The sequence below is a fragment of the Pseudoxanthomonas sp. LjRoot206 genome (assembly GCF_056175725.1).
On record NZ_JBGFFI010000002.1, the window covers coordinates 192,945 to 207,522 of the forward strand.

The following is a 14,578-nucleotide window of genomic DNA, read 5'->3' on the forward strand; positions in this document are numbered from 1 at the left end:
ACGGCCCGCGTCTCAGGGCGTGGGCCGCCGCAGGCCGTAAAATGGGCGGATGGATGTCTCCCACCTGCTCGATGATCTGAATCCCGCCCAGCGCGACGCCGTCTCTGCCGAACCCGGGCATTACCTGGTCCTGGCCGGCGCCGGCTCCGGCAAGACCCGCGTGCTGACCCACCGCATCGCCTGGCTCAACGAAGTCCATGGCGTGCCGACCCACGGCATCCTCGCGGTGACCTTCACCAACAAGGCCGCCGGCGAAATGCGCGCGCGCGCCGATACCCAACTGCGCAACGGCAGCCGCGGCATGTGGATCGGCACCTTCCACGGCCTGGCGCACCGCCTGCTGCGCCTGCACTGGCAGGAAGCGAAGCTGCCGGAGACCTTCCAGGTACTGGACAGCGACGACCAGCAGCGGCTGGTCAAGCGCGTGGTACAGGCGATGGAGCTGGACGAAGGCAAGTACCCGCCCAAGCAGCTCACCTGGTGGATCAACGAGCAGAAGGACGAAGGGCGCAGGCCCGAGCATATCCAGCCGGCGCCGAACGACGATTGGCTGGACGTGCGCCGGCAGGTCTACGCCGGCTACCAGGAGCGCTGCGACCGCGCCGGACTGGTCGATTTCGCCGAACTGCTGCTGCGCGCGCATGAGCTGCTGCGCGATACCCCGGCGCTGCTGGCGCACTACCGCACGCGCTTCCGGCAGATCCTGGTGGACGAGTTCCAGGATACCAATGCCATCCAGTACGCCTTCATCCGCGTGATGGCGGGCGACACCGGGCACGTCTTCGTGGTGGGCGACGACGACCAGAGCATCTACGGCTGGCGCGGGGCGAAGGTCGAGAACATGCAGCAGTTCCTGCGCGACTACCCGTCGGCGCGGACCATCCGTCTCGAGCAGAACTACCGCTCCAGCGCCAACATCCTGGGTGCCGCCAACGCGGTGATCGCGCACAACCCCGCACGCATCGGCAAGCAGCTGTGGACCGATACCGGCGACGGCGAGCCGATCGACCTGTATGCCGCTTACAACGAAATGGACGAAGCGCGATTCGTCGTCGAGCGCATCCGCCAGTGGGTGCGCGATGGCGGCAGCCTGGGCGATGCCGCCATCCTCTACCGCAGCAACGCGCAGTCGCGCGCCTTTGAAGAAGCGCTGCTGTCCGAGCAGTTGCCATACCGCGTCTATGGCGGCATGCGCTTCTTCGAGCGTGCCGAAATCAAGGACGCGCTGTCCTACTTGCGGCTGATGGCGAACCGTGCCGACGACGCCGCGTTCGAGCGCGTGGTCAACACGCCGACGCGCGGTATCGGCGAGCGCACGCTGGACGAAGTCCGTCGGCTGGCGCGCGGCGCCCGCGTGTCGCTATGGGGCGCCGCGACGCTGGCGGCGCAGGGCAGCGACCTGGCCGGGCGTGCGCGCAATGCGCTGGCGGGATTCGCCGCGCTGGTCGACCAACTGGCCGAGGAAACCGCGGAGATGACGCTGGCCGAGCGCGTCGACCACGTGCTCGCACGTTCGGGGCTGCGCGAGCACTGGGCACGCGAGAGCCGCGGCGGGCTGGATTCGGAATCGCGTACCGAGAACCTCGACGAACTGGTGTCGGTCGCGTCGCGCTTCGTGCGCCGCGAAGACATCGCGGCCGAGGAAGATGGCCAGGAAGGCATGAGCGAACTGGTCGCGTTCCTGTCCTACGCTGCGCTGGAGGCGGGCGAAGGGCAGGTCGAGGCCGGCGAGGACGGCGTGCAGCTGATGACGCTGCATTCGGCCAAGGGCCTGGAGTTTCCGCTGGTGTTCCTGGCCGGCCTGGAGGAGGGGTTGTTCCCCAGCAACCGCTCGCTGGACGAGAGTGGGCGGCTGGAAGAGGAGCGCCGTCTCGCCTACGTCGGCATCACCCGCGCGCGCCAGAAGCTGGTGCTGAGCTATGCCGAGGCGCGCCGCCTCCACGGCCAGGACATGTACGGCATCCCGTCGCGTTTCCTGCGCGAGATTCCGGCGAACCTGCTCAATGAAGTGCGACCGCGGGTGCAGGTCAGCCGTCCTGCGTCCGGCTTCGCCACGCGCGTGACGCCCGGGCACCCCAGCCTGGAGACGCCCGGCCTGAAGCTGGGCCAGACCGTCACCCATGCGAAGTTCGGTCATGGCGTCGTGACCGACTACGAGGGCAGCGGCGCGCACGCACGCGTGCAGGTCAATTTCGACGGCGAAGGCAGCAAGTGGCTGGTGCTGGCGTACGCGAACCTTCAGGCGGTGTAGTCGTCGCGATTGATCCAGATCACGGCGCCCTACGCCGGCAGCGCGTGTAATGGCCGCATCCCATCATCCTGAGGTGCGGCATGTACCGGCATATCCTGATTGCCACCGATGGTTCCGAGCGCGCCGCCAAGGGTGTGGAGCAGGGGTTCGCGCTCGCGCGTGAGCTGCAGGCGAAGGCGACCGTGCTGACCGTCAGCGAGCCCATCAACACCGGCTTCGACGATGCGCTGGGCTGGAGCGCAGTGGCGACGTCGCTGCCCGACTTCCAGAACGCAAGGGAAGAAGCCGCGCGCAAGGTGCTCGACGCCGCCACGGCGCAGGCCGGGCAGGCAGGCGTCACGCCGCAGCTGCTGCATGTGGCGGATCGTTACGCGGCCGACGCGATCGTCGATACCGCCGAGCAGCAGGGCTGCGACTTGATCGTCATGGCTTCGCATGGACGGCGGGCATTGGGCCGGTTGTTGCTGGGCAGCCAGACCAGTGAAGTCCTGGCGCGCTGCGGTGTGCCGGTGCTGGTGATCCGCTGAGCGCGGGGCCTCACCAGCCGTAGAGTTTCCAGTACACCGGCGAGATGTCGCTGTTGTCCTTGCTCTTGTCCAGGCGGCCGTCGCCGTCGGAGTCGTACAGGTAGTAAGGCGCGCCACGCGAGGGCGTGACCTTGACCATGCGGAGATTGCCTGACACGCGGTATTCCTCGATCGTGTCGCCGTTCTTTTCCGTGCGCACCGCCACCTGGGCATTGGCCAGGTCGACGTCGGCGGGGTTGCTGCCGCCGATCGAGGCGCAACCGGCCATGGCCAACAGGCAGGACAACGGCAGGGCAAGGGTCGTCATGCGGTTCATCGTGGCGTCCGGTCGGGGGAATGACGGCCCGATTATGCGCCGAACGCGTCGTGCGCGCGTGACGCCGCACCCGGGAGCGCGGCGTAGAATGCCGGCATGACACGACTCGTACTGATCGACGGCTCCAGCTATCTGTTTCGCGCGTTCCACGCGCTGCCGCCGCTGACCAACGCACAGGGCGAGCCCACGGGGGCCCTGTTCGGCGTGGTCAACATGCTGCGCGCCACCCTGAAGGAGCGACCCGACTACGTCGCCTTCGTGCTCGACGCGAGCGGGCCTACCTTCCGCGATGAGCTCTATCCCGACTACAAGGCCAACCGGCCGCCGATGCCCGAGGATCTGCGCACGCAGGTCGAACCGATGCGCCGCATCGTGGAAGCACTGGGCTTTCCTCTGCTGTGCGTGGACGGTGTGGAGGCCGATGACGTGATCGGCACGCTCGCGCTGCAGGGCGCGGCGCAGGGCATGGACGTCACCATCTCCACCAGCGACAAGGATTTCGCCCAGCTGGTGCGTCCTGGTGTGGCGCTCGTCAATACGATGAGCGGCAGCCGCCTGGATTCCACCGAGGCGGTGATGGAGAAGTTCGGCGTGCGCCCGGACCAGATCGTCGATTTCCTCGCCCTGATGGGCGACACCATCGACAACGTGCCCGGCGTGGAGAAGTGCGGACCGAAGACCGCCGCCAAGTGGCTGGGCGAGTACGGCACGCTCGATGCGATCCTGGAGAAGGCGGGCGAGATCAAGGGCAAGATCGGCGACAACCTGCGCGCGGCGCTGCCGCGTCTGCCGTTGAACCGGGAACTGGTGACCATCAAGACCGACGTCCCGCTGGAGGGCGGCCCCGACACGCTGCCGTTGCGTGATCGCCATGTCGATGAACTGCGGGAACTGTATGCGCGCTATGGGTTCAATCAGGCCCTGAAGGAACTCGACGGCAGTGCGATCGTCGACGCCGCGTCCGTCACAGAAAAGGAGCCAGGTCGCGCGCGGGGTACCGGCCGGGTGTCGTCGACCACCGAGGACGAGGGCGCGGTCGATCCGGCACTGGGCGTGGCAGGCGAATACGCCGCGGTCACGGAGCCGGCACAGCTCGGCGCACTGATCGCGCGCCTGCAGCAGGCCGACGAGTTCGCCTTCGATACCGAGACCGACAGCCTGGATCCGATGCAGGCCAACCTGGTCGGCCTGAGTTTCTCCACTGAACCCGGCCACGCCGTGTACGTGCCGGTCGGGCACGACTATCCCGGCGCACCGCCGCAACTCGACCGGGCATCCGTACTTGCCGCGCTCAGGCCGGTACTGGCGGACGCGGGCAAGCGCAAGCTCGGCCAGCACGGCAAATACGACCTGCACGTGCTGCGCCGCCATGGGGTGGACGTGCAGGGTTATGCCGACGACACGATGCTCGAGAGTTTCGTGCTGAACTCGGGCAGCAACCGCCACGACATGGACAGCCTGGCCAAGCGCTTCCTCGGCTACGACACGATCAAGTACGAAGAAGTCGCGGGCAAGGGCGCGAAGCAGATCCTGTTCTCGCAGGTGGCCGTCGACGACGCCACGCGTTATGCCGCCGAGGATGCCGACATCACGCTGCGCCTGCATCGCGTGATCGCGGCAAAGCTCGCCGCCGAGCCAGGCCTGGAGAACGTGTACCGCACCATCGAGATGCCGCTGGTGCCGGTGCTGGCGCGCATCGAGGCCAACGGCGTGAAGATCGACGGCGACGAGCTGCGCCGCCAGAGCGCCGACCTGTCCAAGCGCATGTTGGCCGCGCAGCAGAAGGCCACCGAACTGGCGGGCCGCACCTTCAACCTGGATTCGCCGAAGCAACTGCAGGCGCTGCTGTTCGACGAACTGAAGCTGCCGGTACTGGTGAAGACGCCGACCGGCCAGCCCAGTACCAACGAAGAAGCGCTGGAAGCGATCGCCGACCAGCACGAATTGCCGCGCGTGATCCTGGAATACCGGGGTCTGGCGAAGTTGCGCAGCACCTACACCGACAAGTTGCCGGAAATGGTCAATCCCGACACCGGCCGCGTGCACACCAGCTACCACCAGGCCGGCGCTGCGACCGGGCGACTGTCGTCCACCGATCCCAACCTGCAGAACATCCCGATCCGCACCGACGACGGCCGCCGCATCCGCAAGGCCTTCGTCGCGCCGGCGGGCCGCAAGCTGGTGGCCTGCGACTACTCGCAGATCGAGCTGCGCATCATGGCGCACCTGTCGCAGGATCCCGGCCTCGTGCGCGCGTTCGAATCCGGTGCCGACATCCACAAAGCGACGGCGGCGGAAGTCTTCGGCAGGAAGCTGGAGGAGGTCACCGGCAACGAGCGTCGTGCGGCCAAGGCGATCAACTTCGGCCTGATGTACGGCATGAGCGCCTTCGGCCTGTCGCGCCAGCTGGGTATCGCGCGCGGCGAGGCGCAGGACTACATCGCGTTGTACTTCAGCCGGTATCCGGGCGTGCGCGACTACATGGAGGGCACCCGCCAGCAGGCGCGCGAGCACGGCTACGTCGAGACCGTGTTCGGCCGCCGCCTGTACCTGGAGTACATCAACAAGGGCACGCAGGGACAGCGCGCCGGCGCGGAGCGCGCGGCGATCAACGCCCCGATGCAGGGCACGGCGGCGGACATCATCAAGCGCGCGATGATCGGCGTGGATGCGTGGCTGGCGGACCATCGCGACCAGGCCCTGATGATCCTGCAGGTGCACGACGAACTGGTGTTCGAGGCCGAGGCCGATTTCGTGCCGACGTTGCTGAAAGAGGCGACAGCCCGCATGGCCGGCGCGGCGCAACTGAGCGTTCCGCTGGTGGTCGACAGCGGCGTCGGCGACAACTGGGAAGAGGCCCATTAGACGGGCCCGAAAACGGTTTCCCTTCCGGAACATGGACTTGCGAAACGTTCGGGGAAACCCCGTCAGGTATATTTGTATACCGACGAGTTCAATAAAATGAATTCCTCCTGAATCTTACGGTTTTTTAACCGGAATCTTCACGAACCATCCATGTGCGGAGTGGTCATATAGCTCGCGACAGATGCAACGTCTGTCGCTGATCTCTCCCATCCCCTGGAGCGATCTCCCCCGGAGCGACGACCCCTCCCCAGGTCCCGCTCCCCTGGCCCCGCCGATCTCCCCCTGGTCTGCGGGGCTTTTTATTGCCTGTCGTTTGCCGAGTCCCATGCGCTACCGTGCGCGCAGTCCATCGGCAGCGGGGTGATGCATGAGCGCGACGTTCTCCGAGATGTTCGATCTGGCCATGCCCTGGTGGGCGTTCGTGTTGCGGGCCTGTGTGGTGTACTTCATCCTGCTGGCCATGATCCGCATGACCGGCAAGCGCACGATGGGGCAGTTCACGCCGTTCGACATGCTGCTGGTCGTGCTGTTGGGCAATGCCGTGCAGAACGCACTGCTGGGCCAGGACACCTCGGTGGGCGGCGGCCTGCTGCTCGCGGCGACGCTCATCGCACTGAACTGGATCGTCGGCCTGGTGTCGGCGCGCTCGAAGGTGGAGCGCTGGGTGGAAGGCTCACCGGTCCTGCTGGCGCGGGACGGGCAGGTCTATCGGAACGTGCTGCGACGTGAGCTGATCAGCCGGGAGGATTTCGACAAGGCCATGCGCGAGGCCGGATGCCTGGACGTGGCCGACATCCGCTTGGCCGTCCTGGAGAACAACGGACACATCACGGTGGTGGCGCGGCAAGCCTGAGGGCTTCTGTAGGGGCGACGTCAGTCGCGACCGCACGCTGTCCGCGACGTCGTTAGTTCCTGATTCTTCGGAACGCGCAGGGCGCTCGCACATGCGGGGTACGGTTCGGCAACCGTATCGATCCAGCAGGTCCGTTTCCACGGTCGCGACTGACGTCGTTTCTGCAGGACGCGGCTCAGCCGAGTTCGGTGAGCCAGTCGCGCGGATGCAGGTAGTCCGCCAGCCGCTGTTCGTCGCTGCCGTCCTCCGGCGCATAACCGTACTCCCAGCGCACCAGGGGCGGAAGGCTCATCAGGATGGATTCGGCGCGCCCGCCGCTCTGCAGGCCGAACAGCGTGCCGCGGTCGTAGACCAGGTTGAACTCGACATAGCGACCGCGGCGATACAACTGGAACGCGCGCTCGCGTTCGCCATAAGGCGCATCCTTGCGGCGCTCGACGATGGGAAGGTAGCCGTCGAGGAAGCCGTCGCCGACGGCGCGCAGGTAGCCGAAGTCGCGGTCGAAGTCCTCGCTCAGGTCGTCGAAGAACAGGCCGCCGACCCCGCGGGTCTCGTGGCGGTGCTTGAGGAAGAAGTATTCGTCGCACCAGCGCTTGTGCGCGTCGTAACGCGCCTGGCCGCCGAACGGCTCGCACAGGTCGCGCGCCGTCTGGTGCCAGTGGCGGACGTCTTCGTCGACCGGATAGAACGGCGTCAGGTCGAAGCCGCCACCGAACCACCATGCCACGGTTTCGCCATCGCGCTCGGCGCGAAAATGGCGGACGTTGGCGTGCGTCGTCGGCAGGTGGGGATTGCGCGGGTGGAAGACCAGCGACACGCCGACGGCGCGCCACGATGCGCCCGCCAGCTCCGGACGGTGCGCGGAGGCGGACGGCGGCAACCGGTCGCCCGACACGTCCGAGAAGCCGATACCGGCCTGTTCGAACACGGCGCCATCACGCAGTACGCGCGTGCGCCCGCCGCCACGGATCGGCGATGCGTCGCCCGGGGGCCGCGCCCACGCATCCTCGCGGAAGCGCGCGCTGCCATCGGCGGCTTCGATAGCCGCGCAGATGCGGTCCTGCAGGTCGGTCAGGTAATCGCGGACGGGCGAGATGTCGTTCATGCCGACATTCTAGCGGGGCGCGCGGAGCATCCCGAACTCGGCCCGCACGGCAGGCTTGCACAGTTGCCACACGACCAGGCCGTGCAGCACGGCGAATACCAGTGCGCTCACCCACAGCGTCGCCAGTGTCAGCATGCGCAGCGCCGCGAGCTCCCGCTGCATCTGGTCGAGTGCTGGCTGCGCGGGCAACGCCTGCACCCAGGAGAACGTGGCGTCGGTCACCGCGATGCCGGCGAAGTTGGCCGCCGCGCCCAGCACCATGAAAAGCACGAAGCCCCACCAGCCCCACGCGCGCCGGCGCAGCAGGCCGAACGACGCCGCTAGGAACGCGGCGCTGACCGCCAGGAAGGCGAGGGCGATCGTGGTCAGATGGGTGAGCACCCACGTCACGGCCGCGGGGACCGAATGCGCCGCCAGGAAGCCTGGCAGCGCGCCGGTGTCCACCTGGCCCAGCACGACGACCGCCGCGACGACCTGCAGCACGGCGTACAGCACGGCGGCGATGCCGATCGCGATCGACACCTTCGCCGTGACGGTGACGAAGGCCGAGCCGGGCGCGTGGGTCACGGCGGACGCCATCGCCTTACTTCAGATTCTGCTCGAACAGCTTGAGCACGCGCTTGTACTCGTCCAGCCACGAGTCCGACCGCGTGAAGCCATGGCGTTCCAGCGGATACGCGGCCAGCTCCCAGTTGTCCTTGCGCAGTTCGATCAGCTTCTGCGTGAGCACCACCGAGTCCTTGAAGAACACGTTGTCGTCGATCATGCCGTGCGCGATCAGCAGGTGGTCCTGCAGGCCGGCGGCGTACTCGATCGGCGACGAGGCGCGGTAGGCCTCCGGATCCAGTTCGGGCGTGTTGAGGATGTTGCTGGTGTACTCGTGGTTGTACTGCGTCCAGTCCACCACCGGACGCAGCGCGGCGCCGGCCTTGAACGTGCCGGGCTCGCGGAACAGCGCCATGAACGTCATGAAGCCACCGTAGCTGCCGCCGTAGATGCCGGCGCGGTCGCGGTCGCCCTGCTTCTGTTCGACCAGCCAGTCCAGCCCGTCCAGGTAGTCCTCGAGTTCAGGATGGCCCATGTTGCGGTAGATCGCCGTGCGCCAGTCGCGGCCATAGCCTTCGCTGGCGCGGTAGTCCAGGTCGAGCACGATGTAGCCGCGCTCCACCAGCAGGTGGTGGAACATCTGCTCGCGGAAGTAGTTGGGATAGCGCGCGGTGACGTTCTGCAGGTAGCCCGCGCCGTGCACGAACATCACGATCGGGTAGCGCTTGCCCGGTTCCATCGTCTTCGGGCCGTAGTACTTGCCCCAGACCACACCGGCGCCGTGCTTCGACGGCACCTGCACGTACTGCGGCTCGATCCATTCGCGCGCCTTGAAGGCGGCCGTGCGGGTGTCGGTCAGCGGCTTCGCGCTACCGCCCTCGATGCCCACCACCGCCACCTGCGCGGGCGTGTAGCTGCGCGAGTGGCGGACCAGCAGCTGGCGTCCGTCGGGCGAGGCGCTGAAGCTCTCGACGCCGTCCAGAGCGGTCACTTCGCGCAGCGCGCCGCTGGCCAGGTCGAGCTTGCAGACCTCGTAATCGCCCGGCCAGTCGCGGTTGCACAGGAACAGGAAGCCGTTGCCGTCCGGGGCGATCTCCGGCTCGGAGACTTCCCACTTGCCCGTCGTGCGCGCGCGGAACTTCTCCGTGCCGGCGGCGGTGTAGAGATGCGAGTAACCGGATTCTTCCGACAGCAGCCACAGGGTGCGGTTGTCCGGCAGCCAGCCGAAGTCGTTGAAACCCCAGTTGATCCATGCGGCGTCCGTCAGGCGGTGGCGCGGCACGAGGCGCGCGCCCGGCAGGTCGACCGTGGCGATCCAGCGGTCCTTGTTGTCCACCGCATGGACCTGCACGGCGGCCTGGGTGCCATCGTTCGTCCAAGCCACGGCGTCGCCGTCGCGACCGCCTTCCACCCGCACATCGCGATTGCCCTTCAACGGCTCCTTGTCGGCGGACTTCCTCAGCGACGCCAGCGGATCCTTGTCGATGCCGGGCAGCGGATCGAAGGCGAGCGGCTTCACGCTGCCGTCGGCCAGGTCCACGCGCCACAGCGCATGCGGCAGCGGCGCATTGCGGCCGACGCGCGTGCGCACGTCCTGGAATTCCTCGTAACCGGATTCGGTGACGTACTTGGGCATCTTGCCGCCCTGTCCGGCATCGGCACCCTTCTTGCGCGTCACCACCAGCAGCCAGCGGCCGTTCGGGGACAGCGAACTGGATTCGATCTCCACCTCGGTGCCCAGGTAGATCGGCGCCGGCGCGCGGGTGGGGTCGGCCTTGCGCCACGCCTCGGCCTGCTTCTGCGCGGCCTCGCGCTGGGCGCGGTCGTCGGCCAGCGTGCGGATCGTGCGCAGCTGCTGGTCGCGCAGGGTATCGGCCTTCGGCGGCGCCAGCGGGTCGCGCTCGGCCTTGAGTTCGGCGACCGTCGAGGTGCCGGTGCCCGCGGTCCAGCGGTACCAGGCGGCGCCGGTGCGCCAGATCACGGCGCCGTCGTGGGCGAAGCGCGCCTGTTGCTCCGCGTCGTTGCTGCGGGTGACCTGGGTCAGTGCGCCGCTACGCAGGTCGCGCACGAACAGGTCGCCGTTGCGCGACAGCAGCATGCGCTGGCGGCTGACGTCGTACACGGGGGTCGCCGCATCCAGTCCCGCGCGCTGGTCGTCGCCGATCTGGCGTGCGGCGCTGCCATCCAGGCCCTGTTCGAAGGTGTCGCGCACGACGCTGGCGTCGCGCTTGAGTTCGTACTGCACCTGCTTGCCGTCCCAGGTCCACCAGGCGCGTTCGACCGGCGGGCCGATCCAGTCCGGTTCCGCCATCGCCTGTTCGATCGTGAGGGGAGCGGAGGTCTGTGCGTGCGCCGAGGGAGCGAGGGCGAGCGGCAGCAGCAAGGCGAGCAGGGCAGGGCGCATCGGGCTTCCGTTAGTGCGAGGTGAAGAGGTCAAGAGTACCAGTCCGGCCATGCGGTTCCGGCCGCCGATGGTCATGCCCGGGCGTGAACGCGTGCGGGTTTCGCGCATACGGCATTTCCCGCACAATCCCCGCCTATCTACACGCGGGGGCGCGATACGCGCGGATGCAAGCCTACGTCTACAAGAGCCAGCGCAAGGCCGACACGTTCGTCTACCTGTCGAAACGCGACGATTTCTCCCTCGTGCCGGAACCGCTGCGCACGCAGCTGGGTGAGCTGTCGTTCGTGCTGGAAGTGGCGCTGACCCCGGACCGGAAGCTGGCGCGCGAAGACGCGGCCGTCGTGCGCGAGAACCTGTCGGCGCGCGGTTTCCACATCCAGTTCCCGCCGCAGCCCGATCCGCGCGTCCGTGCCGATGCCTGAGTCGCGCCTGCAGACCCGACCCGTCGCCGTTGCCGCCCTGCTGGCGGGCCTGCTGCTGGCCGGTCTCGGCGGGTGGGTGGGCGGCGTGGTCGCGGCGGTTGCCGCATGCCTGGCGCAGCCTGCGCTCGCGCTCGGGGTGTCGTGGCTGCGAGGGACGCGGGTCCTGGCGCCGGCCCATGCGTGGCGCGAGGACCTGCCTGCGTTGCTGCTGGCCTGGGCGGTCGCCTTCGGCGGCAGCGCGGCGCTGCTCGCCTGGCCGCTGGCCTCGTTGCACGACAGTGGCAGCCTGCCTGCCGCGCTGGGCGTCAGCGCGGTGGTGGGCGCGGTGATCGTGGGCCTGTGGCGGACGTGGCCCCTGTGGCATGGGCTGGAGCGCGATGGCGGTTCGCTCGCCGCGCACTGGCGCGGCCTGGTCGAACGCGATTTCCATGCCTGGCGCGGCCTGGCGGTGGCGACGCTGCTGGCGCTCGCCATCGGCGGCGGCCTCTGCCTCGCGTGGAGCGGACTGGTGCCGGACGCGTTCCGGGGCGGTGCCGCGGTGGCGTACGCGCTGCTGCTGCCGGTGCTGCACTGGGGCGTCCAGCGGCAGGACGGCGCGGGCGTACTGCCGGTGGTCGAGATGCCGGACAGCGAGGACGATGCCGTCCCGGCCGCGCAGGCCGAGCACAGTGCGGGGCAAGTCCTGGATCTGGAGCAGGCGCTGTTCGAGGCCGCCCGCGGCGGCCGCGTGGACCGCGCGCTGGAGCTCGTCGAAGCCGGCGCCGATCCGCATGCGCTGCCACCCGAAGGCGCGCGCGACCAGCGCAGCCTCGGTGCGCTGGCGGCCGTGCTGCCCGACCTGCGCCTGCTGCGCACGCTGATCGCGCATGGCGTCGACCTCAATCACGCGCACGCCGGCGTCACGCCGCTGCTCGCCGCGACGCGAGACAGCTGGCACGGCCGGCCCGATGCCGTTACCACGCTGCTCGCCAACGGCGCCGATCCGCGCATCGCCGACGCCGACGGCAACACGCCGCTTCACCATGCCGCCCGCAGTTCCGATCCCGGCGTGGTCGCGTTGCTGCGCGATGCCGCCGCGGAACTGGACGCGCTGAACCGCGATGGCCTCACGCCGCTGGGCGTGGCCTGCGTGGCCGGCAATTGGCGGCTGGCGAAGTTCCTGCTCGAGCGCGGCGCACGGCCCGATCCGCAGGGCGGACAACCGGTGCTGCTGGCCGCCGCCTCGACGGAAGAAGACGATCCTGCCGGCGTCCAGTTGCTGCTCAAGCACAAGGCCAAGGTCGATGCGCGCGATGCGCAGCGTCGCAGCGCGCTGCACGAGGCCGCGTTCGCCGGCCATGCGGAGATCGCCACCACCCTGCTCGCTGCCGGTGCCGACGTGCATGCGCGCGACGCGCAGCAGCGCACGCCGTGGCTGGACGCAGCGCGCGGCGCGCACCTATCGGTGCTGGAGAAACTGGCGGAAGCCGGCGCCGACTGCCACGCGGTGGATGCCGAGCGCCGCAGCGCATTGATGCTGGCCTGCACGGCCGAGCAGGCGTCGCCCGTGCTGGTGCGCCGCCTGCTGGAATGGGGCGTGGACCCCGCCCTGGCCGACGCGCAGGACCGTCGTGCGGTCGATGTCGCCGCCGAAGCCGGCCGCTGGGCGCTGGTCTCCGCGCTGGATCCCGGCTATGCACTGCCCACGGCCGTCGCCGCGGCAGACGACGAAACGCCGCCCGACCGCGCGCCTGCCGCGCTGCTGCGCGAAGGGCTGGCCAGCGGGCAGTTCGACGGACTCGACGCGCTCGCGCGCCTGAGCTCGCGCGAGGAACTCGGCGCCCTACTGCACGACGCCGACATGCAGCGGCCGGCCCGGCTATCGTGGCTGTTGCGCCACGGCGCCGACGCCGACAGCCGCAATGCGGCCGGCGACACCCTGCTGTTCGCGCTGCTGGCACAAGGCCCTGCCGGGCAGCCGGCCCTGGCGACGTTGCTGGCGCGCGGCGTCTCGCCGGCCGGCGCAGGCGGACTGGCGCGTTTCATGGCGGCATGCGCGGCGGACGATCAGGCGGCGCGCGCGCTGGAATCGTGCGCGCTGGACCTGCTGGAGCGCGGCGCCGATCCGTTCGCATCCTCGTCGCAGGGCGACCCGGCGCTGTCCCTCGCCGTGCGGCTGGGGTGGCAACGCGTGCTCGACCGCCTGCTCGACATCGGCGTGGATCGCGAAGCGCGCGACAGCCATGGCATGACCGCACTGCACCTGGCGGCGGTGCTGGGGCGCGAGACCGCACTGAAGCAGCTCATCGCCAAGGGCGCGTCGCCCGACGCGCGCGCCGCCGACGGCCAGACGCCGCTGGGCGTGGCGCTGGCCTGCGGTCGCCGCGATCTGGCCGACTGGCTCGACTGGCGCATCTGGTCGTTGCCGCGGCGCGCGCTGCGTCCCGCCGACCTGCCGGCGGCGGCGATGGCGGGCGATCGCGATGCCGTGCGCCGTTTGCTGGACCTCGGCTTCGATGTCGATTCGCCCGACGCCCAGGGCTGCACGGCGTTGCTGCGCGCATCGGGTGGTGGCTTCGCGTCCGCGGTCGAGCTGCTGTTGGCGCGTGGTGCCGATGCGCAGCGCGCCGCCAATACCGGCGCCACGCCGCTGTCCGCGGCGGTCAGCATGCGCCAGGTCGAGATCGTCGGTGCCTTGCTGGCGGCGGGTGCGGACATCGAGCACCGGCTGCCCGGCGGCGTGACCGTGCTGATGCTGGCCGCGGCGCTGGGCCTGCCGGAAATCGCCGCCCGCCTGATCACCGCCGGTGCCAACGTGCATGCCGGCGACGCACAGGGCCTGTCGCCGCTGCATTGCGCCGCCCTCTACGGGTTCACCGCCCGCGAGAAACCCCGGCTGCTGGCGCTGCTCGACACGCTGCTGCTGTCCGGTGCGGAATCCGAACAGGTCGCGGCCGGTGCGGTGACACCGCTCCTGCTGCTGCTCGGCGCACGGGCCGAACCCGGTACCGCCTGCGACGAGGAAGTGGTGCTGGCCGGCCTGGAGCGCCTGCTCGACGAAGGCGTGTCGCTGGACGTGCAGGACCCGCGCGGCTTCGGTCCGCTGCATCTGGCATCGCTGCACGGGCTGCTGCGCGTGGTCAGCCGGTTGCTGCGCGCGGGCGCCGATCCGGACCTGCGCGACACCTTGAACCGCACGCCGCGCGAGATCGCGGTGATGCGCGGTTTCATCGACGTCGCCGCCGAGTTCGTGCCCGCCACGCCGGGCGCGGGCGCCTCGATGGCGCGCTTCCTGCGCGACCGCGGCTGA

At 69.3% G+C, this 14,578-nt stretch carries 10 protein-coding genes; 6 read left to right on the forward strand and 4 right to left on the reverse strand.

Features of this window, described 5'->3' with window-relative positions; genetic code table 11:
* Window positions 1-49 precede the first annotated feature (49 nt).
* Both uvrD and AC04MD_RS05610 read left to right on the forward strand, forming a co-directional pair.
* Window positions 50-2,251, forward strand: coding sequence for a DNA helicase II (gene uvrD, locus AC04MD_RS05605; protein WP_475496328.1), 2,202 nt, complete (start codon window positions 50-52; stop codon window positions 2,249-2,251).
* An 80-nt stretch (window positions 2,252-2,331) separates the two neighbouring features.
* Window positions 2,332-2,778, forward strand: a complete 447-nt coding sequence (locus tag AC04MD_RS05610; protein ID WP_475496329.1) for a universal stress protein — start codon at window positions 2,332-2,334, stop codon at window positions 2,776-2,778.
* Between the two features lie 10 nt (window positions 2,779-2,788).
* Here AC04MD_RS05610 and AC04MD_RS05615 read toward each other — a convergent pair whose 3' ends face one another.
* Complete coding sequence (locus AC04MD_RS05615) at window positions 2,789-3,085, reverse strand: DUF2782 domain-containing protein (protein ID WP_475496330.1); 297 nt, start codon at window positions 3,083-3,085, stop codon at window positions 2,789-2,791.
* Between the two features lie 105 nt (window positions 3,086-3,190).
* Between AC04MD_RS05615 and polA the strand changes: the two genes are divergently transcribed.
* Both polA and AC04MD_RS05625 read left to right on the forward strand, forming a co-directional pair.
* Window positions 3,191-5,959, forward strand: coding sequence for a DNA polymerase I (gene polA / locus AC04MD_RS05620; RefSeq protein ID WP_475496331.1), 2,769 nt, complete (start codon window positions 3,191-3,193; stop codon window positions 5,957-5,959).
* Window positions 5,960-6,326: 367 nt separating this feature from the next.
* On the forward strand, window positions 6,327-6,812 hold the full coding sequence (locus AC04MD_RS05625; RefSeq protein ID WP_475496332.1) for a DUF421 domain-containing protein: 486 nt from the start codon (window positions 6,327-6,329) through the stop codon (window positions 6,810-6,812).
* Between the two features lie 175 nt (window positions 6,813-6,987).
* Here the strand turns inward: AC04MD_RS05625 and hemF are convergent, their stop codons facing one another.
* Genes hemF through AC04MD_RS05640 form a run of 3 tightly spaced genes read right to left on the reverse strand, consistent with a single transcriptional unit; the run spans window position 6,988 to window position 10,843 of the window.
* Window positions 6,988-7,917 (reverse strand): oxygen-dependent coproporphyrinogen oxidase, encoded by a 930-nt coding sequence (hemF, locus tag AC04MD_RS05630; protein WP_475496333.1) that lies wholly within the window; start codon window positions 7,915-7,917, stop codon window positions 6,988-6,990.
* A 9-nt stretch (window positions 7,918-7,926) separates the two neighbouring features.
* A complete protein-coding gene (locus AC04MD_RS05635) occupies window positions 7,927-8,496 on the reverse strand; it encodes a hypothetical protein (protein WP_475496334.1) in 570 nt (189 codons plus the stop codon).
* Between the two features lie 4 nt (window positions 8,497-8,500).
* The gene (locus tag AC04MD_RS05640; RefSeq protein ID WP_475496955.1) at window positions 8,501-10,843 is read right to left on the reverse strand and encodes a S9 family peptidase; all 2,343 of its coding nucleotides are present in this window, start codon (window positions 10,841-10,843) and stop codon (window positions 8,501-8,503) included.
* A 188-nt stretch (window positions 10,844-11,031) separates the two neighbouring features.
* Between AC04MD_RS05640 and AC04MD_RS05645 the strand changes: the two genes are divergently transcribed.
* Window positions 11,032-11,289, forward strand: coding sequence for a YcgL domain-containing protein (locus AC04MD_RS05645; protein WP_475496335.1), 258 nt, complete (start codon window positions 11,032-11,034; stop codon window positions 11,287-11,289).
* Window positions 11,282-14,578, forward strand: coding sequence for an ankyrin repeat domain-containing protein (locus AC04MD_RS05650; RefSeq protein WP_475496956.1), 3,297 nt, complete (start codon window positions 11,282-11,284; stop codon window positions 14,576-14,578). Before AC04MD_RS05645 ends, AC04MD_RS05650 begins: the two co-directional genes overlap by 8 nt.

Bases quoted from the DNA above. Each gene is read 5' to 3' on its own strand.
- AC04MD_RS05615 (WP_475496330.1), bottom strand. From the start codon at position 3,085: ATGACGACCCTTGCCCTGCCGTTGTCCTGCCTGTTGGCCATGGCCGGT.
- AC04MD_RS05625 (WP_475496332.1), top strand. From the start codon at position 6,327: ATGAGCGCGACGTTCTCCGAGATGTTCGATCTGGCCATGCCCTGGTGG.
- AC04MD_RS05635 (WP_475496334.1), bottom strand. From the start codon at position 8,496: ATGGCGTCCGCCGTGACCCACGCGCCCGGCTCGGCCTTCGTCACCGTC.
- AC04MD_RS05610 (WP_475496329.1), top strand. From the start codon at position 2,332: ATGTACCGGCATATCCTGATTGCCACCGATGGTTCCGAGCGCGCCGCC.
- uvrD (WP_475496328.1), top strand. From the start codon at position 50: ATGGATGTCTCCCACCTGCTCGATGATCTGAATCCCGCCCAGCGCGAC.
- AC04MD_RS05650 (WP_475496956.1), top strand. From the start codon at position 11,282: ATGCCTGAGTCGCGCCTGCAGACCCGACCCGTCGCCGTTGCCGCCCTG.
- AC04MD_RS05645 (WP_475496335.1), top strand. From the start codon at position 11,032: ATGCAAGCCTACGTCTACAAGAGCCAGCGCAAGGCCGACACGTTCGTC.
- polA (WP_475496331.1), top strand. From the start codon at position 3,191: ATGACACGACTCGTACTGATCGACGGCTCCAGCTATCTGTTTCGCGCG.
- hemF (WP_475496333.1), bottom strand. From the start codon at position 7,917: ATGAACGACATCTCGCCCGTCCGCGATTACCTGACCGACCTGCAGGAC.